The 22,955-nt window shown below is 69.9% G+C and carries 20 protein-coding genes; 13 read left to right on the top strand and 7 right to left on the bottom strand.

The genetic code is table 11. The features are described from left to right. The first annotated feature begins 249 nt into the window (after positions 1-249). The 6 genes from ftsZ (at position 250) to OHU89_RS14780 (ending at position 5,291) form a co-directional block, all read left to right on the top strand. A complete protein-coding gene (ftsZ, locus tag OHU89_RS14805; protein ID WP_405643038.1) occupies positions 250-1,446 on the top strand; it encodes a cell division protein FtsZ in 1,197 nt (398 codons plus the stop codon). Then, a complete protein-coding gene (gene pgeF / locus OHU89_RS14800) occupies positions 1,443-2,171 on the top strand; it encodes a peptidoglycan editing factor PgeF (protein WP_405643036.1) in 729 nt (242 codons plus the stop codon). Before ftsZ ends, pgeF begins: the two co-directional genes overlap by 4 nt. 6 nt (positions 2,172-2,177) lie before the next feature. Then, entirely contained in the window at positions 2,178-2,897 is a 720-nt protein-coding gene (locus OHU89_RS14795) for a YggS family pyridoxal phosphate-dependent enzyme (RefSeq protein ID WP_266893633.1), read from the top strand. A gap of 130 nt (positions 2,898-3,027) precedes the next feature. Continuing rightward, the gene (locus tag OHU89_RS14790; RefSeq protein WP_046263059.1) at positions 3,028-3,669 is read left to right on the top strand and encodes a cell division protein SepF; all 642 of its coding nucleotides are present in this window, start codon (positions 3,028-3,030) and stop codon (positions 3,667-3,669) included. 49 nt (positions 3,670-3,718) lie between these two features. After that, a complete protein-coding gene (locus OHU89_RS14785) occupies positions 3,719-4,009 on the top strand; it encodes a YggT family protein (protein WP_004932337.1) in 291 nt (96 codons plus the stop codon). A 52-nt stretch (positions 4,010-4,061) separates the two neighbouring features. After that, entirely contained in the window at positions 4,062-5,291 is a 1,230-nt protein-coding gene (locus OHU89_RS14780) for a DivIVA domain-containing protein (RefSeq protein ID WP_405643032.1), read from the top strand. Between the two features lie 179 nt (positions 5,292-5,470). Here OHU89_RS14780 and ileS read toward each other — a convergent pair whose 3' ends face one another. Next, a complete protein-coding gene (gene ileS, locus OHU89_RS14775; protein WP_405643030.1) occupies positions 5,471-8,623 on the bottom strand; it encodes an isoleucine--tRNA ligase in 3,153 nt (1,050 codons plus the stop codon). A gap of 592 nt (positions 8,624-9,215) precedes the next feature. On the opposite strand from ileS, the gene OHU89_RS14770 reads away from it, so the two are divergent. The 6 genes from OHU89_RS14770 (at position 9,216) to OHU89_RS14745 (ending at position 14,848) form a co-directional block, all read left to right on the top strand. Then, positions 9,216-10,190, top strand: coding sequence for a TraR/DksA family transcriptional regulator (locus OHU89_RS14770; protein WP_405643028.1), 975 nt, complete (start codon positions 9,216-9,218; stop codon positions 10,188-10,190). Between the two features lie 61 nt (positions 10,191-10,251). Then, a complete protein-coding gene (lspA, locus tag OHU89_RS14765; protein WP_405643026.1) occupies positions 10,252-10,851 on the top strand; it encodes a signal peptidase II in 600 nt (199 codons plus the stop codon). 79 nt (positions 10,852-10,930) lie between these two features. Next, on the top strand, positions 10,931-11,875 hold the full coding sequence (locus OHU89_RS14760) for an RluA family pseudouridine synthase (RefSeq protein WP_266893643.1): 945 nt from the start codon (positions 10,931-10,933) through the stop codon (positions 11,873-11,875). Further along, positions 11,872-12,342, top strand: a complete 471-nt coding sequence (locus OHU89_RS14755) for a GNAT family N-acetyltransferase (protein ID WP_405643023.1) — start codon at positions 11,872-11,874, stop codon at positions 12,340-12,342. The genes OHU89_RS14760 and OHU89_RS14755 overlap by 4 nt, the downstream gene beginning before the upstream one ends. Before the next feature lie 110 nt (positions 12,343-12,452). Beyond that, positions 12,453-14,039: a Na+/H+ antiporter gene (locus tag OHU89_RS14750; RefSeq protein WP_405643022.1), complete on the top strand. Its 1,587-nt coding sequence runs from the start codon at positions 12,453-12,455 to the stop codon at positions 14,037-14,039. 68 nt (positions 14,040-14,107) lie between these two features. Continuing rightward, positions 14,108-14,848 carry an SDR family NAD(P)-dependent oxidoreductase gene (locus OHU89_RS14745; protein WP_266893646.1) on the top strand — a complete coding sequence of 247 codons (741 nt, stop codon included), beginning with the start codon at positions 14,108-14,110 and terminating at the stop codon, positions 14,846-14,848. A 212-nt stretch (positions 14,849-15,060) separates the two neighbouring features. Here the strand turns inward: OHU89_RS14745 and OHU89_RS14740 are convergent, their stop codons facing one another. After that, on the bottom strand, positions 15,061-16,176 hold the full coding sequence (locus tag OHU89_RS14740) for a mechanosensitive ion channel family protein (RefSeq protein ID WP_405643020.1): 1,116 nt from the start codon (positions 16,174-16,176) through the stop codon (positions 15,061-15,063). Positions 16,177-16,283: 107 nt separating this feature from the next. Between OHU89_RS14740 and OHU89_RS14735 the strand changes: the two genes are divergently transcribed. Further along, positions 16,284-16,853: a dienelactone hydrolase family protein gene (locus tag OHU89_RS14735; protein WP_405643018.1), complete on the top strand. Its 570-nt coding sequence runs from the start codon at positions 16,284-16,286 to the stop codon at positions 16,851-16,853. 2 nt (positions 16,854-16,855) lie between these two features. Here OHU89_RS14735 and OHU89_RS14730 read toward each other — a convergent pair whose 3' ends face one another. The 5 genes from OHU89_RS14730 to OHU89_RS14710 all read right to left on the bottom strand — a co-directional run bounded on the left by OHU89_RS14730 (position 16,856) and on the right by OHU89_RS14710 (position 22,782). Next, entirely contained in the window at positions 16,856-17,845 is a 990-nt protein-coding gene (locus tag OHU89_RS14730) for a zinc metalloprotease (protein WP_405643016.1), read from the bottom strand. A gap of 165 nt (positions 17,846-18,010) precedes the next feature. Next, positions 18,011-19,669 (bottom strand): alkaline phosphatase D family protein, encoded by a 1,659-nt coding sequence (locus OHU89_RS14725; protein ID WP_405643014.1) that lies wholly within the window; start codon positions 19,667-19,669, stop codon positions 18,011-18,013. Between the two features lie 79 nt (positions 19,670-19,748). After that, entirely contained in the window at positions 19,749-20,561 is an 813-nt protein-coding gene (locus tag OHU89_RS14720; RefSeq protein WP_405643013.1) for a thioredoxin domain-containing protein, read from the bottom strand. An 80-nt stretch (positions 20,562-20,641) separates the two neighbouring features. Next, complete coding sequence (locus OHU89_RS14715; protein WP_405643011.1) at positions 20,642-21,334, bottom strand: hypothetical protein; 693 nt, start codon at positions 21,332-21,334, stop codon at positions 20,642-20,644. 122 nt (positions 21,335-21,456) lie between these two features. Next, the gene (locus tag OHU89_RS14710) at positions 21,457-22,782 is read right to left on the bottom strand and encodes a DUF2252 domain-containing protein (RefSeq protein WP_266893657.1); all 1,326 of its coding nucleotides are present in this window, start codon (positions 22,780-22,782) and stop codon (positions 21,457-21,459) included. Between the last annotated feature and the right edge of the window lie 173 nt (positions 22,783-22,955).

Genomic DNA, 22,955 nt, shown 5'->3' with positions numbered 1-22,955 from the left:
GTTGGCTACCGCTACGGCTGATCACATAGGGTGAAAAGAAAAACGGGAGGTTCGGCGTGTTCGTTGAACGTGCGCCACTTGTCGACTTAGTGTCCTGTTCAGAAGACTCCAGGGAACAGACACACTGGTAACCCTAAACTTCAACGTTAGGGTTCGGGTCGGCGCTATGGACCGTCCCATTCGGCATCCGTCGCGTATCGCATCACCCGCGAGACGACGACACGTAACTCGAGGCGAGAGGCCTTCGACGTGGCAGCACCGCAGAACTACCTCGCAGTCATCAAAGTCATCGGTGTCGGCGGCGGTGGTGTCAATGCCATCAACCGGATGATCGAGGTCGGTCTCAAGGGCGTCGAGTTCATCGCCATCAACACCGACGCTCAGGCGCTGTTGATGAGCGATGCCGACGTCAAGCTCGACGTCGGCCGTGAACTCACCCGCGGACTCGGCGCCGGAGCCAACCCGGCCGTCGGCCGCAAGGCGGCCGAGGACCACCGCGAGGAGATCGAGGAGGTCCTCAAGGGGGCCGACATGGTCTTCGTGACGGCCGGCGAAGGCGGCGGCACCGGTACCGGCGGCGCGCCCGTCGTGGCCAACATCGCCCGCAACCTCGGCGCCCTCACCATCGGCGTGGTCACCCGCCCCTTCACCTTCGAGGGCCGCCGTCGCGCCAACCAGGCCGAGGACGGCATCGCGGAACTCCGCGAAGAGGTCGACACCCTCATCGTCATCCCGAACGACCGGCTGCTGTCCATCTCGGACCGCCAGGTCTCGGTCCTCGACGCCTTCAAGTCGGCCGACCAGGTCCTGCTCTCCGGTGTCCAGGGCATCACCGACCTCATCACCACGCCGGGTCTGATCAACCTCGACTTCGCCGACGTCAAGTCGGTCATGTCCGAGGCCGGTTCGGCTCTCATGGGCATCGGCTCGGCCCGTGGCGACGACCGCGCGGTGGCCGCAGCCGAGATGGCGATCTCCTCGCCGCTCCTCGAGGCGTCCATCGACGGCGCCCGCGGCGTCCTCCTTTCCATCTCCGGTGGCTCCGACCTCGGTCTGTTCGAGATCAACGAGGCCGCCCAGCTGGTCTCCGAGGCGGCCCACCCCGAGGCCAACATCATCTTCGGCGCGGTCATCGACGACGCCCTCGGCGACGAGGTCCGGGTCACCGTGATCGCGGCCGGCTTCGACGGCGGCCAGCCGCCGGCCCGCCGGGACACCGTCCTCGGTTCGACCTCGTCCTCGGCCCGCCGCGAGGAGCCCACCCCGGCGCGGCAGACCGAGAGCCGTCCGTCCTTCGGCTCGCTCGGCAGCGTCACGCCGAAGGAGGAGCCGGAGCCCGCGCCCGATCCGGTGGCCGACCTCCCGGTCGCCCCGCCGGTCCCGCCGTCGCGGACCTACTCGGACAGTGCGGCCGAGGAGCTGGACGTGCCGGACTTCCTGAAGTGATAGGACAGCGCGACACCGTGAGCGGCGCGCACTTCGCCTTCACCGACAGGTGGGGCGGGGTGAGCGCCGTTCCGTACGAGGAGCTCAACCTCGGCGGGGCGGTCGGCGACGACGCCGGCGCCGTACGCACGAATCGCGAACTGGCCGCCAAGTCGCTGGGGATCGACCCCGGCCGGGTGGTCTGGATGAACCAGGTGCACGGGGCGGAGGTGGCCGTGGTCTCCGAGGCGTGGGGTGACCGTCCGGTGCCGGAGGTCGACGCCGTCGTCACCGCCGAGCGCGGCCTCGGCCTCGCCGTCCTCACCGCCGACTGCACGCCCGTTCTGCTCGCCGACCCCGTGGCCGGAGTCGTCGGCGCGGCCCACGCGGGGCGGCCCGGCATGATCGCGGGGGTCGTCCCCGCCGCCGTACGGGCCATGACCGAACTCGGCGCCGAGCCCGCCCGGATCGTCGCCCGCACCGGACCCGCCGTCTGCGGCCGGTGCTACGAGGTGCCGGACGCGATGCGCGCCGACGTGGCCGCCGTCGAACCGACGGCGTACGCCGAGACGAGCTGGGGCACCCCCGCGGTGGACGTGACCGCCGGAGTGCACGCGCAGCTCGAACGGCTCGGGGTGCGCGACCGGGAGCAGTCGCCGGTGTGCACGCTCGAGTCGGGCGACCACTTCTCGTATCGCCGCGATCGCACCACGGGGCGACTCGCGGGATATGTCTGGCTGGACTGAGAGAGCATGACGGACCGTAAGGGCGAACTCGCCGCAAACCTGGCGCAGGTGGAGGACCGCATCGCCGCCGCGTGCGCGGCCGCGGGCCGCAAGCGCGAGGAGGTGACCCTGATCGTGGTCACCAAGACCTACCCCGCGAGCGATGTACGCATGCTGTCGGAGCTCGGTGTGCGCGACGTCGCCGAGAACAAGGACCAGGACGCGGCACCCAAGGCTGCCGAGTGTTCGGATTTGCCGCTGACTTGGCATTTCGTGGGCCAGCTACAGACCAACAAGGTGCGTTCTGTGGCTGGTTATGCCGATATGGTGCAGTCCGTCGACCGTGGTCGACTCGTCACGGCGCTCTCCAAGGAAGCGGAGCGGCAGGGGCGGGAACTCGGCTGTCTGATCCAGGTCGCGCTCGACGCGAACGAAGGCGGACGCGGGGAGCGCGGGGGCGTTGCACCCGATGGAATCGAAGAGTTGGGCGAACTCGTGGCAGAGGCGCCGGGTCTGCGGCTGGCGGGTCTGATGACCGTCGCACCGCTCACCGGTGTTTACGCGGGACGCGAACTCGCGGCGTTCGAGCGGTTGATGGATTTGTCGACCGACCTGCGCCGAGCCCATCCGGCTGCGAACATGGTGTCGGCAGGGATGAGTGCGGATCTCGAGCAGGCCGTGGCGGCCGGAGCGACACATGTGCGCGTCGGTACGGCGGTACTCGGAGTCCGCGCGAGGCTCGGGTAACGTCGCCAGGAAGTCGGACCACAGCAGAAAATATGGTCATTACCGCCGAAAGGCGGGTGTAACGACCACGTGGATCGCGGGCACTTGGCAGTTCGTCAGCCGATCCACCACAGAGCGGAGGACTCAGAGCATGGCCGGCGCGATGCGCAAGATGGCGGTCTACCTCGGCCTCGTGGAGGACGATGGTTACGACGGCCGCGGGTTTGACCCCGACGACGACTTCGAACCCGAACTGGACCCGGAGCCCGAGCGTGACCACCGGCGGCATGAGCCGGTGCATCAGGCGCACAGCGCACATCAGTCCCAAAGGGACGAAGAGGTGCGAATCGTACAGCCGTCGGTGTCGCGCGAGCCGATCGCCCGTTCCGCTTCGCTGGCCGCTGAATCCGGACGTCCCGCGCGCATCGCGCCCGTGGCGTCCATCACACAAGAACGTCAAAGCCTGGAGAAGAACGCACCGGTGATCATGCCCAAGGTCGTGTCGGAACGAGAGCCTTACCGGATCACCACGCTTCACCCGCGGACCTACAACGAGGCCCGTACCATCGGGGAACACTTCCGTGAGGGCACCCCGGTGATCATGAATCTGACTGAGATGGATGACACAGATGCCAAGCGACTTGTCGACTTTGCGGCTGGTTTGGTGTTTGGTCTTCACGGCAGCATCGAGCGGGTGACGCAGAAGGTGTTCCTGTTGTCGCCTGCTAACGTCGATGTCACGGCGGAGGACAAGGCCCGTATCGCAGAGGGCGGGTTCTTCAATCAGAGCTGAGACAGCCGACCGGTAAGAAGTAGGAACAGGGGAGAGGGAAAGACAGGCCATGAGCGTGTTCGCGCAGGTGATCTACATCGCGCTGATGGTGTTCCTCATCGTGCTCATCTTCCGGTTGGTCATGGACTACGTCTTCCAGTTCGCCCGCTCGTGGCAACCTGGCAAGGCGATGGTGGTCGTTCTGGAGGCCACCTACACTGTCACCGATCCACCGCTGAAGCTGCTGCGGCGGTTCATCCCGCCGCTGCGTCTCGGGGGCGTGGCGCTCGACCTGTCCTTCTTCGTACTGATGATCATCGTCTACATCTTGATCTCCATCGTGGGGAATCTCGCGAGGTGAGAGTGGACGATACGGTCTTGCCGACTGCCGATGACTACGTTGAGGTGAAGAGATGCCGTTGACCCCCGAGGACGTGCGGAACAAGCAGTTCACGACCGTCCGCCTCCGAGAAGGCTATGACGAGGACGAGGTCGATGCCTTCCTCGATGAGGTCGAAGCCGAACTGACGCGCCTGCTGCGCGAGAACGAGGACCTGCGCGCCAAACTGGCCGCGGCGACGCGTGCTGCTGCCCAGAACCAGCAGAACATGCGCAAGCCTCCGGAGGGCCCCGGCGGCCCCCAGGACCAGCAGCAGGGCGGTATGCAGCAGCAGGGTATGCCCCAGCAGGGCGGTATGCCGCAGCAGGGTATGCCCCAGCAGGGTGGAATGCCGCAGCAGGGCATGCGTGGGCCCGGCGGCCCCGTGCCGGCCGGCATATCGGGCCCGCCGCAGCAGCAGATGGGCGGCCCCATGGGTGGCCCGCCCCAGCTGCCGAGCGGTGCGCCGCAGCTGCCTGCCGGTCCCAGCGGTCAGGGTGGCCCGCAGGGTCCCGGCCCGATGGGTCAGGGTCCCGGTCCGATGGGCCAGGGTCCGATGGGTGGCCAGCCCCCCATGCAGCAGCAGATGGGCGGCCCCATGGGCGGTCCGATGGGTGGCCCCATGGGCGGTGGCCCCATGGGCGGCCCCGGTCAGGGTCCCGGTGGCGACAGCGCCGCGCGTGTCCTCTCGCTGGCCCAGCAGACCGCCGACCAGGCGATCGCCGAGGCCCGTTCCGAGGCCAACAAGATCGTCGGCGAGGCGCGTTCGCGTGCCGAGGGTCTCGAGCGTGACGCCCGTGCCAAGGCCGACGCCCTGGAGCGGGACGCGCAGGAGAAGCACCGCGTCGCGATGGGCTCCCTGGAGTCCGCCCGCGCCACGCTGGAGCGCAAGGTCGAGGACCTGCGCGGCTTCGAGCGCGAGTACCGCACGCGGCTGAAGTCCTACCTGGAGTCGCAGCTGCGTCAGCTGGAGACCCAGGCCGACGACTCGCTGGCCCCGCCGCGTACCCCGGCGGCCGCGTCGCTTCCGCCGTCCCCGGCGCCCTCCATGGCCCCGGCCGGCGCGAGCGCCCCGTCGTACGGCGGCAACCCGGGTGGCATGGGCGGAGCCCCGGCTCCGGCGGCGCCGTCCTACGGTGGCCAGCAGCAGATGTCGCCCGCGATGACCCAGCCGATGGCTCCGGTCCGGCCGCAGGGCCCCGGCCCGATGGGCCAGGCCCCGTCGCCGATGCGCGGGTTCCTCATCGACGAGGACGACAACTGACGTGTAGTACGCCTTAGGCGTCGGCAGCGTTCAAAGGGGCGAGCCCTGGACTCCGGTCCGGGGCTCGCCCCTTTTACGCGTGTTGATCGTCGTGCCCTGTGTCTGTATCCGTGCAGGCGAGGGAACCGGAAGGGCCCGGCCCCCCGAGTGGGGAGACCGGGCCCTCGGCTGTCCTGCGGTTACGCCTTGCGCAGGCGGAACGTCAGCGACAGACCCTCGTCGGTGAAGGCATCGCCGTATGTGGCGTCCGCCTCATCCTGGTGGCTGGGCTCATTCAAGAAGGCGGTCGCCAGGACCTCGTCGGCGATCAGGCCTGCGTGCTCGGTCAGGGCCGCGAGCACCGCCGGGTCCGTGGACGTCCAGCGCAGCGCGATGCGGTCGGCCACGTCGAGGCCGCTGTTCTTGCGGGCCTCCTGGATCAGACGGATCGCGTCACGGGCGAGGCCCGCCTGCCGCAGCTCCTCGGTGATCTCCAGGTCGAGAGCGACCGTGGCACCCGAGTCGGACGCCACCGACCAGCCCTCGCGCGGGGTCTCGGTGATGATCACCTCGTCCGGGGCCAGGGTGATCGTCTCGCCGTCGACCTCGACCGACGCCGTGCCCTCGCGCAGGGCGAGGGACAGGGCGGCCGCGTCGGCGTTCGCGACGGCCTTCGCCACCTCCTGGACGCGCTTGCCGAAACGCTTGCCCAGGGCGCGGAAGTTGGCCTTGGCGGTGGTGTCCACCAGGCTGCCGCCGACCTCGCTCAGCGACGCCAGGGACTCGACGTTCAGCTCCTCCGTGATCTGCGCGTGCAGTTCACGGTCGAGGGCGTCGAAGCCGGTCGCGGCGATGAGCGCACGGGACAGCGGCTGACGGGTCTTCACACCCGACTCCGCGCGCGTGGCCCGGCCCAGCTCCACGAGCCGGCGCACCAGGACCATCTGCTTCGACAGCTCCGGGTCGATGGCGTCGAGGTCCGCCTCCGGCCAGGACGCCAGGTGCACCGACTCCGGGGCGCCCGGGGAGACCGGAACCACCAGGTCCTGCCAGACCCGCTCGGTGATGAACGGGGTCAGCGGGGCCATCAGCTTCGTCACCGTCTCGACGACCTCGTGCAGCGTGCGCAGCGCGGCCTTGTCGCCCTGCCAGAAGCGGCGACGGGAGCGGCGGACGTACCAGTTGGACAGATCGTCGACGAACGCGGACAGGAGCTTGCCGGCGCGCTGGGTGTCGTACGCCTCCAGAGCCTGCGTCACCTGGTCGGTGAGCGCGTGGAGTTCGGAGAGCAGCCAGCGGTCCAGGACCGGGCGGTCGGCCGGGGCCGGGTCGGCCGCGGACGGCGCCCAGTTCGACGTACGCGCGTACAGGGCCTGGAAGGCGACGGTGTTCCAGTACGTCAGGAGCGTCTTGCGGACGACCTCCTGGATCGTGCCGTGGCCCACGCGGCGGGCCGCCCACGGGGAACCGCCGGCCGCCATGAACCAGCGGACCGCGTCCGCGCCGTGCTGGTCCATCAGCGGGATCGGCTGCAGGATGTTGCCCAGGTGCTTGGACATCTTACGGCCGTCCTCGGCGAGGATGTGGCCGAGGCACACGACGTTCTCGTACGAGGACTTGTCGAAGACCAGGGTGCCGATGGCCATGAGGGTGTAGAACCAGCCGCGCGTCTGGTCGATGGCCTCGGAGATGAACTGCGCCGGGTACCGGCTCTCGAACAGTTCCTTGTTCTTGTACGGGTAGCCCCACTGCGCGAACGGCATCGAACCCGAGTCGTACCAGGCGTCGATGACCTCCGGCACGCGCGTGGCCGTCTTCGCGCACTGCGGGCAGTCGAAGGTGACGTCGTCGATGAACGGGCGGTGCGGGTCCAGGCCCGACTGGTCCGTGCCCGTCAGCTCGGTGAGCTCCGCGCGGGAGCCGACCACGGTCAGGTGGTCGTCTTCGCAGCGCCAGATCGGCAGCGGGGTGCCCCAGTAGCGGTTGCGGGACAGCGCCCAGTCGATGTTGTTGTTCAGCCAGTCGCCGTACCGGCCGTGCTTGACCGTGTCCGGGAACCAGTTGGTCTTCTCGTTCTCCTGGAGGAGACGGTTCTTGACCTCGGTGGTGCGGATGTACCAGGACGGCTGCGCGTAGTAGAGGAGCGCGGTGTGGCAGCGCCAGCAGTGCGGGTAGCTGTGCTCGTACGGGATGTGCTTGAAGAGGAGGCCGCGCTGCTGGAGGTCCGCGGTGAGCTGTTCGTCCGCCTTCTTGAAGAAGACGCCGCCGACCAGGGGGACGTCCTCCTCGAAGGTGCCGTCGGGGCGGACGGGGTTCACCACGGGCAGGCCGTACGCGCGGCAGACCTTGAGGTCGTCCTCACCGAAGGCGGGGGACTGGTGGACCAGGCCCGTACCGTCCTCGGTCGTGACGTACTCGGCGTTGACGACGAAATGTGCCGCTTCCGGGAACTCCACGAGCTCGAACGGACGTTGATAGGTCCAGCGCTCCATCTCGGCGCCGGTGAAGGACTGGCCGGTGGTCTCCCAGCCCTCGCCGAGCGACTTGGCGACGAGCGGCTCGGCGACGACGAGCTTCTCCTGGCCGTCGGTCACCACGACGTAGGTGACGTCGGGATGGGCGGCGACCGCGGTGTTGGAGACCAGCGTCCAGGGCGTGGTCGTCCACACCAGGAGCGCGGCCTCACCGGCGAGCGGACCGGAGGTGAGCGGGAAACGGACGTACACGGACGGGTCGACGACCGTCTCGTAGCCCTGCGCCAGCTCGTGGTCGGAGAGGCCGGTGCCGCAGCGGGGGCACCAGGGGGCGACGCGGTGGTCCTGGACCAGCAGGCCCTTGTTGAAGATCTCCTTGAGCGACCACCAGACCGACTCGATGTACTCGGGGTCCATCGTGACGTAGGCGTCGTCGAGGTCGACCCAGTAGCCCATGCGGGTCGTCAGCTCGGAGAAGGCGTCGGTGTGGCGCAGCACGGAGTCGCGGCACCTGGCGTTGAACTCCGCGATGCCGTACGCCTCGATGTCCTGCTTGCCGGAGAAGCCGAGCTCCTTCTCCACCGCGAGCTCCACCGGGAGGCCGTGGCAGTCCCAGCCGGCCTTGCGGGCCACGTGGTAGCCGCGCATGGTGCGGAAGCGGGGGAAGACGTCCTTGAAGACGCGCGCCTCGATGTGGTGGGCGCCGGGCATGCCGTTGGCGGTGGGCGGGCCCTCGTAGAACACCCACTCGGGGCGGCCCTCGGACTGCTCCAGGCTCTTGGCGAAGATCTTCTGCTCGCGCCAGAATTCGAGCACGGCGTGCTCGAGGGCGGGCAGGTCGACCTGGGCGGGCACCTGGCGGTACGTAGGCGATGTCATCAGCGAGCTTCCTCCGGCGGACTTGCTGCCTTCCGTCCGGAGGGACGAGAGCTGTCTTGTGTACGCCGGTCTCGGCGCGCTCCCGCGGTACCACCCTCCTTGGCTCCCCGGTGCGCCTTCCACACCGATGAGCCCCCTCATTGGGGTCGCGATGCCGGGTCTACCACCCCACGAGGGGGCTTCTTCCGGCGGCTCCGGGGTGATCTTCGCGTCGCGCTCGCCCCCGGGCTTCCACCGTCCCCGGGTCGCTCTTGGCTGCGTACGCCGCTACTCGTCCCCATCCATGCTTTTCGCTCCGCCCAGTGTACGGCGCCGCACGGACAGCGGCCGACCGGTTTTCCGGGCCCCGGGGACGCGGGCGTCGCGCGGCGGGGAGTGACCCGAATGGAGCGGTACGCGTGTTCGGATTCTGGGACGCACGGCACGGCGGATTACCCGGCGGGGAGCTGGGCACAACGCATGCAGGTTCGGCGCGCCCCATGCGCGAGCCGGGCGAATCGGGCGGTGTGCCCCGTTGCCGTGGGACTCAAGTCGATTTATCGTCCCAGCACGATTCGCGTGCAAGATCACAATATGTGAAGGGGCCGCGGCCATGGTGGCGAAGAAGACCGCCGTACAGCAGTCGGCGTCGGGCAGTTCGGGGGCTGCCAAGGCCTCCGGTGGTGCGGCCAAGGACGTGGGTGGGAAGAAGAGCGCACAGGGGGGTGCAGAGGGGCGTGCCGCCAAGGCCGTGAAGACGGTGGGCGGCGCCGCGAAGAAGACCCCGGCCAAGAAGGCCACGGCGTCCAAGGCGGCTCCCGCGCGGAAGGCCGTCGAGGAGGAGGGGCCCGAGAGACCGGCGGCCAGGAAGTCCGCCGCGAAGAAGGCGGCGGCCACGAAGACGACTGCCAAGAAGGCGGCGGCGAAGAAGGCGGCGGCGAAGAAGGCGGCGGCGAAGAAGGCGGCAGCCAAGAAGACGGCCGCCAAGAAGACCGCTGCCGCGAAGAGCACCTCGACGAAGAGCACCTCCACGAAGAGTGCGGCCGGCAAGAGCACGGCCGAGAAGGCGGGCGCGGCGCAGGCCGCGAAGCAGACGGGAGCCACGACGGTGGTTGCGAAGAAGACTCCTGGCACGGCCACGGCGGCGCAGACCGCCGTCCCCAAGGCACGCCTCGCCGCGGCGGTGGAGCCGGGCGAGCTCGCGGTCCGCCCCGGCGAGGACCCCTGGACGCCGGAGGAGGTCCAGGAGGCGCGTACCGAGCTGCAGTCCGAGGCGCTGCGGCTGAGCTCCGAGATCACGTCGTCCGAGGAGTCCCTCGTGGGCCTGATGCGGGACTCCGGGGACGGCGCGGGCGACGACCAGGCCGACACCGGCACCAAGAACATCACGCGCGAGCACGAGATGGCCCTCGCGGCCAACGCGCGCGAGATGCTCATCCAGACCCAGCGTGCCTTGGACCGCCTCGACGCGGGTACCTACGGCCTGTGCGAGAACTGTGGCAACGCCATCGGCAAGGCACGTATGCAGGCCTTCCCGCGGGCCACGCTCTGCGTGGAGTGCAAGCAGAAGCAGGAACGCCGGTACTGAGGGTGCGGTGGGGCGTGCCGTACCCTCGTCCTCAGTCAGGCACCTAGGTCGAGGGACTCACGTGGCAGAGGCGGAGCGCATCATCGGTACGCCGGACTCCCCGGAGGGAGCGGAGACCGAGCCGGAGCAGTCATCCGGTGCGGAGAGGCAGGGGAGCGCCGAGGCGCGGCCCAGGGGGAAGCGGCGGATCGCCGTGCTGTTCGCGGTCGCCACGTTCGCGTACGCCCTCGACCTGGTCAGCAAGATGATTGTGGTCGCCAAGCTGGAGCACCACGCGCCGATCGAGATCATCGGGGACTGGCTGAAGTTCGAGGCGATCCGCAACGCGGGCGCGGCCTTCGGCTTCGGCGAGGCCTTCACCGTGATCTTCACGGTGATCGCGGCCGCCGTGATCGTGGTGATCGCCCGGCTCGCCCGCAAGCTCTACAGCCTGCCCTGGGCGATCGCGCTGGGCATGCTGCTGGGCGGTGCCCTCGGCAACCTCACCGACCGGATCTTCCGCTCGCCCGGCGTCTTCGAGGGCGCGGTCGTGGACTTCATCGCGCCCAAGCACTTCGCGGTGTTCAACCTGGCCGACTCGGCGATCGTGTGCGGCGGCATCCTGATCGTGCTGCTGTCCTTCAAGGGCCTCGACCCGGACGGGACCGTCCACAAGGACTGAGGGGCCGAGAGGGGTCCCGGCCGAGGGTTTTCCACAGGCTCGCGTCGGGGCCGTCGGCGCTGTCCTGCATACTCGTCGGGTGAGCCCGATTCCCGAGATCCGTACCCTGCCCGTGCCCGACGGCCTGGAGGGCGAGCGTGTCGACGCCGCCATCTCCCGCATGTTCGGCTTCTCCCGTACCAAGGCCGCCGAACTCGCCGCCGCGGGGAAGGTCGCGGTCGACGGGTCGGTGGTCGGGAAGTCCGAGCGGGTCCACGGCGGCGCCTGGCTCGAGGTGGAGATGCCACAGGCGCCGGCGCCCGTGCAGATCGTCGCCGAGCCCGTCGAGGGCATGGAGATCGTGCACGACGACGATGACGTGGTCGTGATCGTCAAGCCCGTCGGCGTCGCCGCGCACCCCTCGCCGGGCTGGAGCGGGCCGACCGTCATCGGCGGTCTCGCCGCCGCCGGCTACCGGATCTCGACCTCCGGCGCCGCCGAGCGCCAGGGCATCGTGCACCGGCTGGACGTGGGCACCTCCGGCCTCATGACGGTCGCCAAGTCGGAGCGGGCGTACACCTCGCTCAAGCGTCAGTTCAAGGAGCGCACGGTCGACAAGCGCTACCACACGCTCGTGCAGGGCCACCCGGACCCGACGAGCGGCACCATCGACGCGCCCATCGGCCGCCACCCGCAGCACGACTACAAGTGGGCGGTCACGGCCGAGGGCAAGCCGTCGATCACCCACTACGACCTCATCGAGGCGTTCCGCGCGGCCTCCCTGCTCGACGTGAAGCTGGAGACCGGCCGCACCCACCAGATCCGCGTCCACATGGCCGCCCACCGCCACCCCTGCGTCGGCGACCTGACCTACGGCGCCGACCCGACCCTCGCCAAGCGGCTGCACCTGAGCCGCCAGTGGCTGCACGCCGTCCGCCTCGGCTTCGAGCACCCCGGGGACGGACAGTGGGTCGAGTTCGAGAGCGACTACCCGGCCGACCTGCAGAAGGCCCTGGACCAGGTCCGCGAGGAGACGTACGGATGAGCCTGCCGTCGTACGCGGTCCGGGTCGCCAAGGACCCCGCCGACCGCGAGCTGTGCTTCGCGGTCCGCAAGGAGGTCTTCGTCGCCGAGCAGGGGGTGCCGGAGGACCTGGAGTACGACGCGTACGACGCCGTCGCCATGCATGTGCTGGCCGTGCGGGACGACGGGGTGCCGCTGGGCACCGGGCGGCTGCTGTACGGCTCTCCGGCCGCGGACAAGGTCGGCGGTGATCTGACGCTGGGGTCGCTCGGGCGGCTCGCCGTCACCCAGGAGGCGCGCGGACTGGGGGTCGGCGTCGCGCTCGTGCGGGCCATCGAGGACGCGGCACGCGCGCTGGGGCTGGCGGCGGTGGATCTGCACGCGCAGACCCATGCGCTGGGGTTCTACGAGCGGCTGGGGTACGAGGCGTACGGGCCGGAGTACCTGGAGGCGGGGATAGCGCACCGGGGGATGCGGCGCGCTCTGTAGCGCGGGGTGCGCTCGGTGACACAGGGTGCCGAAAACGCTGGTGAGAACCGTGGCGTGGCAGGCTTGAGGTCTGTCGTCCGAACGCCCCAGAGCTCATCGGAGTGCTGACCGTGGATCAGTTGGCCCTGCTGTTCGTGCTGTTGCTCGGGGCCGTGGTGAGCGTCCCGGTCGGGGACCGGGTCGGGTTGCCGGCGCCGGTGCTGATGACCCTGCTCGGGATCGTCCTCGCGCTGCTCGACTTCGTGCCCAACGTCGAGATCTCGCCGGAGCTGATCCTGCCGCTCCTGCTGCCACCGCTGCTCTACGCCGCCGTACGGCGGACTTCCTGGCGGCAGTTCGTGGCCAACATCAGGCCGATCTTCCTGCTCGCCGTGGCGCTGGTGTTCGTCACCACCCTGTGTGTGGCCGTCGTCGCGGGCGCGATCGTGCCGGGGCTGCCGATCGCCGCCGCCGTGGCGCTCGGGGCGCTGGTCGCACCGCCCGACCCGGTCGCGGCGACCGCCGTCGCCGGGCAGCTCGGGCTGCCGCGCCGACTGGTGTCGATCCTGGAGGGCGAGGGGCTCTTCAACGACGTGACGGCGATCGTGCTGTACCACGTGGCGATCGCCGCGGCCGTCAGCGGCTCGTTCTCGCCCTGGCGGGCCGGCCTCGACCTGGTGCTGTCCGCCGTGGTCGCCGTCGTCGTCGGCGTCGCCCTCGGCTGGGGCGCCAACAAGCTCATGGATCTGCTCGACGACGCGACCCTGCAGATCGGCCTCAGCCTCCTCGTGCCGTACGCCTCCTATGTGCTGGCCGAGGAGCTGCACGGCTCCGGGGTGCTCGCCGTGCTCACCACCGCCCTCTTCCTCGCCGAGTACGCCACCGACGCCGACGACGTGCTCACGCGCCTCGCCGGGCACACGTTCTGGGACATCGTCGACACGCTGGTCACCGGCGTGGCCTTCGGGCTGATCGGGCTCGAACTGCACAACGCCATCCGGACCGCGTCCGGGCGGTGGGGCGAGATGCTCGGCTGGGCGGCCGCGATCGTGGGGGTCGTCGTCCTCGTACGGCTGCTGTGGCTGTTGCCCGCGACCTGGGTCGCCAAGCGGCTGCACGCCAAGCAGGACTACGACGAGGAGATCCCGATGACCTGGCGGGAGACCGTCGTCATGTGGTGGTCCGGGATGCGCGGGGTGGCGTCCGTGGCGCTGGCCCTGGCGATCCCGCTGAAGACCGACGACGGGTCCGCCTTCCCCGACCGGGACGAGATCGTCTTCATCGCGTTCGGCGTCATCATGGCGACCCTCGTGCTCCAGGGACTGACCCTGCCCTGGCTCGTGAAGAAGCTCGGCGTGAAGGCCGACACCGAGCGGGAGAAGGAGTTCGAGAAGACGCTGGCGATCCGGGCGGCCAAGGCGGCCAAGCGCAGGCTGAAGGAGATCGAGGAGGTCGAGGAGCTGCCGGAGGAGCTGTCCGAGCAGATGCTGCGACGGGCCTTCGACATCGGGGTGCGGATCAGCCCGGACATGGGGGACGAGGAGCGGCGGGAGGCGCACGAGCAGCGGGCGCGGCGGCTCAAGCGGATCCGGCGGATCCAGGGCGAGATGATGAGCGCCGCGCGGCACGAGGTGCTGGCGGCGCGCAGTGAGCCGGGGGCCGATCCCGAGGTCGTGGACCGGGTGTTGAGACACCTCGACGTGCGCAGCCTGCGGTGAGCTGTCCGTCGTATGGCAGTCGTGTGAAGGGCAACGACTGCACGGGCGGCCCTTCTTAGGGTGGTGCCATGTCTCGCAACATCGTGATCAGTGGTGGCGGTACAGGGATCGGGCTCGCGGCGGCGCAGGCCTTCGCGGCGGACGGGGACCGGGTGCTGCTGCTCGGGCGGCGGGCCGAGGTGCTGGAGAAGGCCGGGGTGCCGGGGGCGCTGACGTACGCGGCCGATCTCAGTGACACGGCGCAGGTGCGTGGGGTCGCCGGGTTCGTCGCCCGGGAGCTGGGGACCGTGGATGTGCTGGTCCACAGCGCGGGCGGGACCGGGCAGCTCGAACCGCCCGCCTCCGGTGAGGATCCGCTGGACGCCGTCGCCCATGCCTGGACCGTCAACTTCCGGCTCAATCTGCTGACCGCGGCGCTGCTCACCGAGGCCCTGAAGGACCGGCTCGCCGAGCCCGGCGGGCGGGTGCTGTTCGTCAGCTCCATCGCCGCCTACCGCGGGTCCGGCAGCGGGGCGTACGCGGCGGCCAAGGCCGGACTGCATCCGTACGCCCATGATCTGGCCCGGGAGCTCGGACCGCGCGGGATCACCGTGAACGTCGTCGCGCCCGGCTACATCGAGGACACCGAGTTCTTCGGGGCGGCCATCGACCCCGCCCGCCGCGCCCGGCTCGTCGCCGACACCGCGAACGGTCGCGCCGGGACGCCCGGGGACATCGCCGGCACGCTGCAGTGGCTGGCCTCGCCAGGGGCCGGACATGTCACTTCGCAGATCGTGCAGGTCAATGGGGGCGCCGAGCGGGGGCGTTGATCTCGGCGAGGTGAGCGGGTTGGTGCGGGTGGGGCTGTTTCGTCCGTCGGCTCCGGTCGTCCGCGTTGGCCCGTCCTTTCTGCTGGGGGTTCGGGGGTCGACCCCCGGGAGAATGCAGTACTTCGCAGATCGTGCAGGTCAATGGGGGCACCGAGCGCGGTCGGTGAGTGGTCGTCAGTGCCGGGGGTGTCGAACTGCTCGGCGAGCGAGGTTCAGCGGCCGGTCCTCGGGGGCTCGTGGGCACGGCGGGGGGCGCCGTCCGGGGAGGGGGACGGGCGGTTGCCGTTGGTGCCCGGGGGCAGGGACGCGTCCGCCGTGTTGACGCGGGGCAGGGCGTGCGGGTGCTGTTCGGACAGCCACTGGATCATGCGCTCGCGGACCGTGACCCGGACCGTCCAGATGTCGTCCGCGTCCTTGGCGGTCACCAGGGCCCGCACCTGCATGGTGTTCGGGGTGGAGTCCGTGACGGTCAGGTCGCAGGCGCGGCCGTCCCAGGCGGGGCAGTCGCGGAGGATGTCGCGGAGTTTCTCGCGCATCGCCTCCATCGGCGCCGAGTGGTCCAGATGCCAGTAGACGATGCCGGTCATCTGGGCACCGCCGCGCGACCAGTTCTCGAACGGCTTGGACGTGAAGTAGGAGACGGGCATCGTGATCCGGCGCTCGTCCCACGTCCGCACGGTCAGGAAGGTCAGCGTGATCTCCTCGACCGTGCCCCATTCGCCGTCCACCACGACCGTGTCCCCTATGCGCACCATGTCACCGAACGCGATCTGCAGCCCCGCGAACATGTTGCTCAGCGTGGACTGCGCCGCGACACCAGCGACGATGCCGAGGATGCCGGCCGAGGCCAGCAGCGAGGCGCCGGCCGCGCGCATCGGCGGGAACGTCAGCAGCATCGCGGCGACCGCCACCACACCGACGACCGCGGCGACCACCCGTGTGATCAGCGTCACCTGCGTGCGCACCCGGCGGACCCGGGCGGGGTCGCGGCTGGCGCGCGCGTAGCGCGTGTACGTCGTCTCGACGACCGCGGCCGCGATCCGGATCACCAGCCAGGCCGTCGCCCCGATCAGCACCAGCGTCAGCGCCTGCCCGACGCCGACCCGGTACTCGCGCAGCAGCCGTGCCTCGTCGTACGACCCTCTGAGCAGGGCCGCGCAGATGACCAGTTGGTAGGGGATGCGCCCACGGCGCAGCAGACCCCACAGCGGGGTCTCGTGGTGCCGTCCGTCGGCCTTGCGCAGCAGCAGGTCCGTGGCCCAGCCGATGACCAGCGTGAGCAGAACCGAGCCACCGATCACGATCAGCGGGCGGAGTACGTTCTCCATGTCCCCGAACCTAACCGGCCCGGGGCGGACATGAACATGTGACTTCGGCGGCGATGTGGGTACGGCCGCGGAACGGCACTGTCGTACCCGGCTGGCACCATGGCCTCATGAACATCATGCTCTTTCACTCGACCTACGGCCTGAGGCCCGCGGTGCGGCAGGCCGCCGACCGGCTCCGCTCCGCGGGGCACGAGGTGTGGACGCCGGACCTCTTCGAGGGGCATACGTTCGAGACGGTCGAGGAGGGCATGGAGTTCAAGGACCAGGTCGGCAAGGACGAGCTGCTCAAGCGGGCGGTGCTGGCCGCCGCGCCCTACTCGGAGCGGGGCCTGGTGTACGCCGGGTTCTCGTTCGGCGCCTCCGTCGCGCAGACCCTCGCCCTCGGTGACGACAAGGCGCGCGGGCTGCTGCTTCTGCACGGCACCTCGGACATCGCGGCCAACGCCTCCGTGGACGACCTGCCGGTCCAGCTGCATGTGGCCGAGCCGGACCAGTTCGAGACCGACGACTGGCTGAGCTCCTGGTATCTGCAGATGGGCCGGACCGGCGCGGACGTCGAGGTGTACAGATACGCCGGGGCCGGCCACCTCTACACCGACCCCGGCCTGCCGGACTACGACGAGGAGGCCGCCGAGGCCACCTGGCGGGTGGCGCTCGGCTTCCTGGAGTCCCTCTAGGGTCAGCCCGCGGCGCGGTAGGCGGCCCAGTTCTGCTGCATCCGCGTCACCTGGCCCGAGGTGAACTGGTACATGCAGTCGTCGTACGTGTAGTCCATGAAGTTGTGGATCGGGTCGACGCCCGGCTTGCTGGTGCAGGTGTCGCGGCCGACCGGGCACTCGTAGGCGGCGCTCTTCTCGGCCGGGGTGTCGTCGACGTAGTCGCCCTTGCCGGTACAGCCGCCCTGGAAGGTGTGGTAAAGCCCCATCCAGTGGCCGACCTCGTGGGTCGCGGTGTCGCCCTCGTCGTAGTTGGCGGCCGAGCCGCCGGGCAGGGACTCGTCGAGGAGGACGACGCCGTCCATCGAGGGGCCGGACTTGTAGGAGCTGGGGAAGGTGGCCCAGCCGAGGAGGCCGTCGCCGAGGTTGGCGGTGTAGACGTTCAGCGCGTTCGCGCCGCCCTTGCGCAGGGCGGTCTTCATCGCCTTCTCCGCCGTGGAGCCGTAACCGACGTTGTACCAGGCGGCGTTGTCGGTGTAGTCGGTGCCGGCCAGCGTGAACTGGTAGCCGGAGTCGACGTTTCCGGTGCCCTGGCCGGCGTAGGCCGCGTTCAGGACGCTCAGCTGGGCGCTGATGTCGGAGGAGCTGAGCTGGCCGGTCGCCCCGTTGTGGATGACGTGGAAGTACACCGGGATGGCCGTCGAGGCGGCCGCGGCGAGGCTGCGGCTGCCGGAGGACGGCAGCTTGTCGAGCTTCTGCCTGAGGTCGGCGTCCAACGACTGGGCCTTCGCGGAGCTGATCTCGTTGGGCTCGGCGACGGTCCCGCCGTGCGCGGGGCGGGCCTCGCGGGCCGCGGTGTGGGTGTCCGTGTCGGCGCAGTCGGCGGCCGGAGCCTGGGCCGCCGCGATACCGGTGGGCGCCGACAGGGGAGTGAGCATCAGGGTTCCGGCCACAACGGCCGTGCCGAGAAGGCGTCTGCGCATAACAGGGGATATCCGGGCAAGCGCACGCATGCTGACTCCTAGCTGATGCGTTGGGGAGAGCGGACGCAGGGGTCTTCCTGGCCGCCGCCCGGAGATTACGTGTACATGCTCAGCCTGTAAATGCCTTCTGACCGGGCGAGTAGCGCTTCCGTATACGAATGCGGCTTGCGCTACCCGCCGTTGGCCAGAAGGTGACTACACGGGGTCGTATGTCCGTTCGACCTTCTGGGTGCCGCTGCGCGTGCGGTACGAACGGGCCCAGGACGAGGTCGCGTTCGCCTTCGTCTTGTCGGACAGCACGTAGTAGTCCATCTGCGCCCGCTCGGCGGTGATGTCCAGGACGCCGTATCCGTGGCGGTCCGTGTCGACCCAGTGGACGTGCCGGTTGGCGAGCTGGATGACCGGCGCCGCGAGCGCGGTGACCGTGCCCTCGGGGACCTTGAGGATGTCGTCGAGGTTGTCGGAGGTCACCGAGGTCACGACGAACTCCGTGGCGGCCGAGGCGGACAGCGGGTACGTCCCGGCGTTCACCGGCACGTCATTGGCCCACGCCATGTGGATGTCGCCGGTCAGGAACACGGTGTTGCGGATCGCGTTGGCGCGCAGATGGGCGAGGAGCTCGCGGCGGTCGTCCGTGTAGCCGTCCCACTGGTCCGTGTTGAGGGCGAGCCCCTCCTTCGGCAGGCCCAGCAGCTCGGCGAGCGGCTTGAGGAGGTCCGCGGAGAGCGAGCCGATGGCGAACGGCGAGATCATCACGGAGTTGCCGACCAGCCGCCAGGTGGTGTCGGAGGACTTCAGCCCCGCCTTCAGCCAGTCGAGCTGGGCGCGCCCGGTGAGCGTACGGTCCGGGTCGTCGACCGAGCCGTTGCCGACGGCCACCTGCTGCGAGCGGAACGAGCGCAGGTCGAGGAGTGAGAGGTCGACGAGCTTGCCGAAGCGCAGCCGACGGTAGGTGGTGCCGGCGATCGCCGTGCGCACCGGCATCCACTCGAAGTAGGCCTGCTTGGCGGCGGCCTGACGCGCGGCCCAGGCGCCCTCCGCGCCCTCGGTGTGGTTCTCGGCGCCGCCCGACCAGGCGTCGTTGGCGAACTCGTGGTCGTCCCAGATGGCGACGACCGGAGCGGCCGCGTGGAGCGCCTGAAGGTCCGGGTCGGTCTTGTAACGGCCGTGCCGGGTGCGGTAGTCGGCCAGCGAGAGGATCTCGTGGGCCGGCGCGTGCGGGCGTACGACGGTGTCGCGCGTCCCGTACTCGCCGGTGCCGTACTCGTAGATGTAGTCGCCCAGGTGCAGCCAGGCGTCCAGGTCGCCGCGGGCCGCGAGATGGCGGTACGAGGAGAAGTAGCCGGCCTCCCAGTTGGCGCAGGAGACCACGCCGAAGCGGAGGTTCGTCACGGCCGCGTCCGCCGCCGGCGCGGTGCGGGTGCGCGCCGGCGGGGAGTCGGTGCCGCCCGCGGAGAAGCGGAACCAGTAGTCGGTGGCCGGTTCCAGGCCGCGGATGTCGGCCTTGACGGTGTGGTCGGTGGCGGCGGTGGCGGTCGTGGTGCCCTTGGCGACGACGTTGGTGAACGCCTTGTCCTTGGCGACGACCCAGCCGACCTCGGTGTCCGGGCCGAGCCCGGAGCCGGGTATCGCCTCGGCGGAGGGTGTCACCCGGGTCCACAGCAGGACACCGTTCGGGAGCGGGTCGCCGGAGGCGAGACCGTGCAGGAAGGCGGGGGCCTCGGCGGCGCGGGCCGGGATCGCGGCGGCGAGGGGGCCGGCCAGTACCGCGCCGGCAGCGGCGGCCTTGACCACCGTACGGCGGCGCGGTGACAGGGAGTTGAGACGCTCGGATGCTCTGAATCTACTGGTCACGACCGATCAGGTTACTGATCGGTATGAACGAGAGCGGGCGAACCGGTAAAAGTTCGCCCGCTCTTCGGATGACGGTCGGTCAGGCCTTGAGGGCCGCCTCGAGCGCCGTGTTGAAGTCGGCCACCGTCATCGGCGCGTTCTTGCCGTCGGAACCGGTCAGCGCCTTGCCGTCCATCTTCAGCGTCGGGGTGCCGGTCACCCCGCTGTCGTCGAACGTCTTGGACATCTCCAGCGCCCACTTGTCGTAGGTGCCGTTCTTCACGGCGTTCTGGAACGTCTTGTTGTTCTTCAGGGCGTCGACGGTGTTCGCGATCTTGATGAGGTAGGCGTCGTCCTTGAACTTGTCGTCGGACTCCTCCGGGTGCCACTTCGTCGAGTACATCGCGGTCTTGTACTCGAGGAAGGCCTCGGGGCTGACGTTGAGCGCCGCGCCGAGCGCGCTGAGCCCGTTCTTGGAGCCCTCGCCGCCCAGGCCGTTGTCGAGGAAGGTGGCGCCGACGTACTGGATCTTGAACTTGCCGTCCTCGACGTCCTTGTCCACGGTCGAGCCGACGGTCTGCTCGAACGAGGCGCAGACGGGGCAGCGCGGGTCCTCGTACATGACGAGGGTCTTCTTGGCGGTGCTCTTGCCGATGGTGACGGTCGTGCCGTTCGTGCCCGTGGTGTTGGCCGGCTTGACGAGCTTGTCGTCCTTCGCGGCCTCCCAGTAGTCCGGCTTGTTGCCCTGGACGACCGCGTAGCTGATGCCGCCGGCTATCGCGAGGACGCCGACGAGGGAGCAGGCGACGATGACCTGCCGCTTGACCTTGTCGCGCTTGGCCTGGCGCTCGCGCTCCTGGCGCAGCCGCTCACGGGCCGCCGACTTCGACGCCTGGCTGTTCCGCTTGCTCATGGGTGATCTCCGTAAGGGGACGCGCACACCTCGTGTGCGGGATGCATGGGGGGGACTGGTGGTGCTCGGGTGCTGTCCGGTCAGGCGAAAGCGACCGAGCACGGCGGTCCACGCCGTCCCAGGGAGTGCACGAGGATCCGGTCGCGCACGACGGCCGTACGACGACCGGGGTGCCGCGGGGCGCGGGTCGCCGGGGTCCGTCGTACCGCCACCGCGGCGACGGCCAGCAGGAGCGGCCGGAACGTGGTCGCCGTCACCGCGCCGACCAGCTGGGCCAGGGCGCGCTCGCCGCGGCGCAGCCAGGCGGCGGCGAGCAGGCCGACGCCGATGTGCGCGCCGAGCAGCAGCCAGGCGGCCTGCGGATCGGCGTGGGCGAGGGCGCCCGCGAGGCGGTCGGTGTCGGTGCCGGTCACACGGGCCAGCGGACTGCCGACGCTGCTGCCGTCACCGCAGAACACATCCCAGCCGACCGAGCGCAGCGGACCGGTGACCGGTCCGCCCGCCGCGCCGTAACAGACGTGCTGGCCGGCGGTGAAGACGGTGTCGGCGGCCAGCTCCAGCGGCACCAGCAGGGCGGCGATCCGCCCGAAGCCGCGCTCGCGGCCGGCGAGGGCGTAGGCGAGGACGAACACGGCGGCCGCGACGAGGGCCACCGTGTTCAGCGGCAGCGGGACCCGGGACAGCAGCACGTGCGACGTGGTGCTGAGTGTCACGACGAGTGCCGTGAACAGCGCCGCGCGGAGCGCTCGCAGTCGGGTCCCGGATATGTCCATAGCGGAGGAGAGTGTGTCACGCGGGCCTGTAAGGGACCCCTAAAGGGTCCCTGTGAGCGGCCCTATCGTTATCGATCGATTCGGTCAGAGGCCGGTCTGCGGTCGGTCGGCGGACCGAGGATTCAGAGGCCCGGAATGCGGCCGTTGCGGAACAGGTCCACGAAGATCTGGTGGTCGGTACGCGCGCGTGCCCCGTAGTCGTGGGCGAAGGAGACCAGCAGGTCCGCGAAGCCGTCCTCGTCGGCCGCGATGGCCGCGTCGATGGCCCGCTCGGTCGAGAAGGGCACCAGGGACTCGCCGGACTGGTCGTCCGCCGCCCCGTGCATGGTGGCGGTGGCCCGGCCGAGGTCGGCGACGACCGCCGCGATCTCCTCCGGGTCGTCGATGTCGCCCCAGTCCAGGTCGACGGCGTACGGCGAGACCTCGGCGACCAGCTGACCCGAGCCGTCCAGCTCGGTCCAGCCCAGCCACGGGTCGGCGTGCTGCTGCAGGGCGCGCTGCGAGAGCACCGTGCGGTGGCCCTCGTGCTGGAAGTAGTCACGGATCGCCGGGTCGGTGATGTGCCGGGAGACGGCCGGGGTCTGGGCCTGCTTGATGTAGATCACCACATCGTTCTCGAGGGCGTCGCTGTGGCCCTCCAGGAGGATGTTGTACGACGGCAGCCCCGCCGAGCCGATGCCGATGCCGCGGCGGCCGACCACGTCCTTCACCCGGTACGAGTCCGGGCGGGTCAGCGAGGCGTCCGGCAGCGTCTCCAGGTAGCCGTCGAAGGCGGCGAGCACCTTGTAGCGGGTGGCCGCGTCCAGCTCGATGGAGCCGCCGCCCGGCGCGAAGCGGCGCTCGAAGTCGCGGATCTCGGTCATCGAGTCCAGCAGGCTGAAGCGGGTCAGCGAGCGGGCGTCGCGCAGCGCGTCCAGGAGCGGGCCCTCGGCGGTGTCCAGGGTGAAGGGCGGCACCTCGTCGCTCTTCGCGCCGGTGGCCAGGGCGTGGATCCGCTCGCGGTAGGCGGCCGCGTAGACCTTGACGAGCTCGGTGATCTGCTCGTCGCTGAGTGCCTTCGCGTACCCGATGAGGGCGATCGAGGCGGAGAAGCGCTTGAGGTCCCAGGTGAAGGGGCCGACGTACGCCTCGTCGAAGTCGTTGACGTTGAAGATCAGCCGGCCGGTGGAGTCCATGTACGTGCCGAAGTTCTCGGCGTGCAGGTCGCCGTGGATCCACACGCGCGAGGTGCGCTCGTCCAGGTACGGGCCGCCCCGCTTGTCCGAGTCGAGGTCGTTGTAGAACAGGCACGCCGTACCCCGGTAGAACGCGAACGCCGAGGCCGCCATCTTCCGGAACTTCACCCGGAACGCGGCCGGGTCGGCGGCCAGGAGCTCGCCGAAGGCGGTGTCGAAGACGGCGAGAATCTCCTCGCCGCGAGGCTCGTCGTTGAGCTGCGGTACCGACATCGCTGGGTGCCTCCTGGTGCATGTGTACGACAGCGTTTCTGTCGTCTCAACGGGCGGGGCCGGACGAAAGTGCCCGCGAAACCCTCGCTGTGAAGGTACGCGGGGCAGGCCTCGGAGTGTCAGTGCCGAGGCATAGACTTCGACGCTGTCCCCCGAACTGTCCGTCCGCCTGT

This window comes from Streptomyces sp. NBC_00019, assembly GCF_045041015.1.
Taxonomy (GTDB): domain Bacteria; phylum Actinomycetota; class Actinomycetes; order Streptomycetales; family Streptomycetaceae; genus Streptomyces.
The sequence above is the reverse complement of the archived record's forward strand: the minus strand, read 5'-3'. Positions and strand labels throughout refer to the sequence as shown.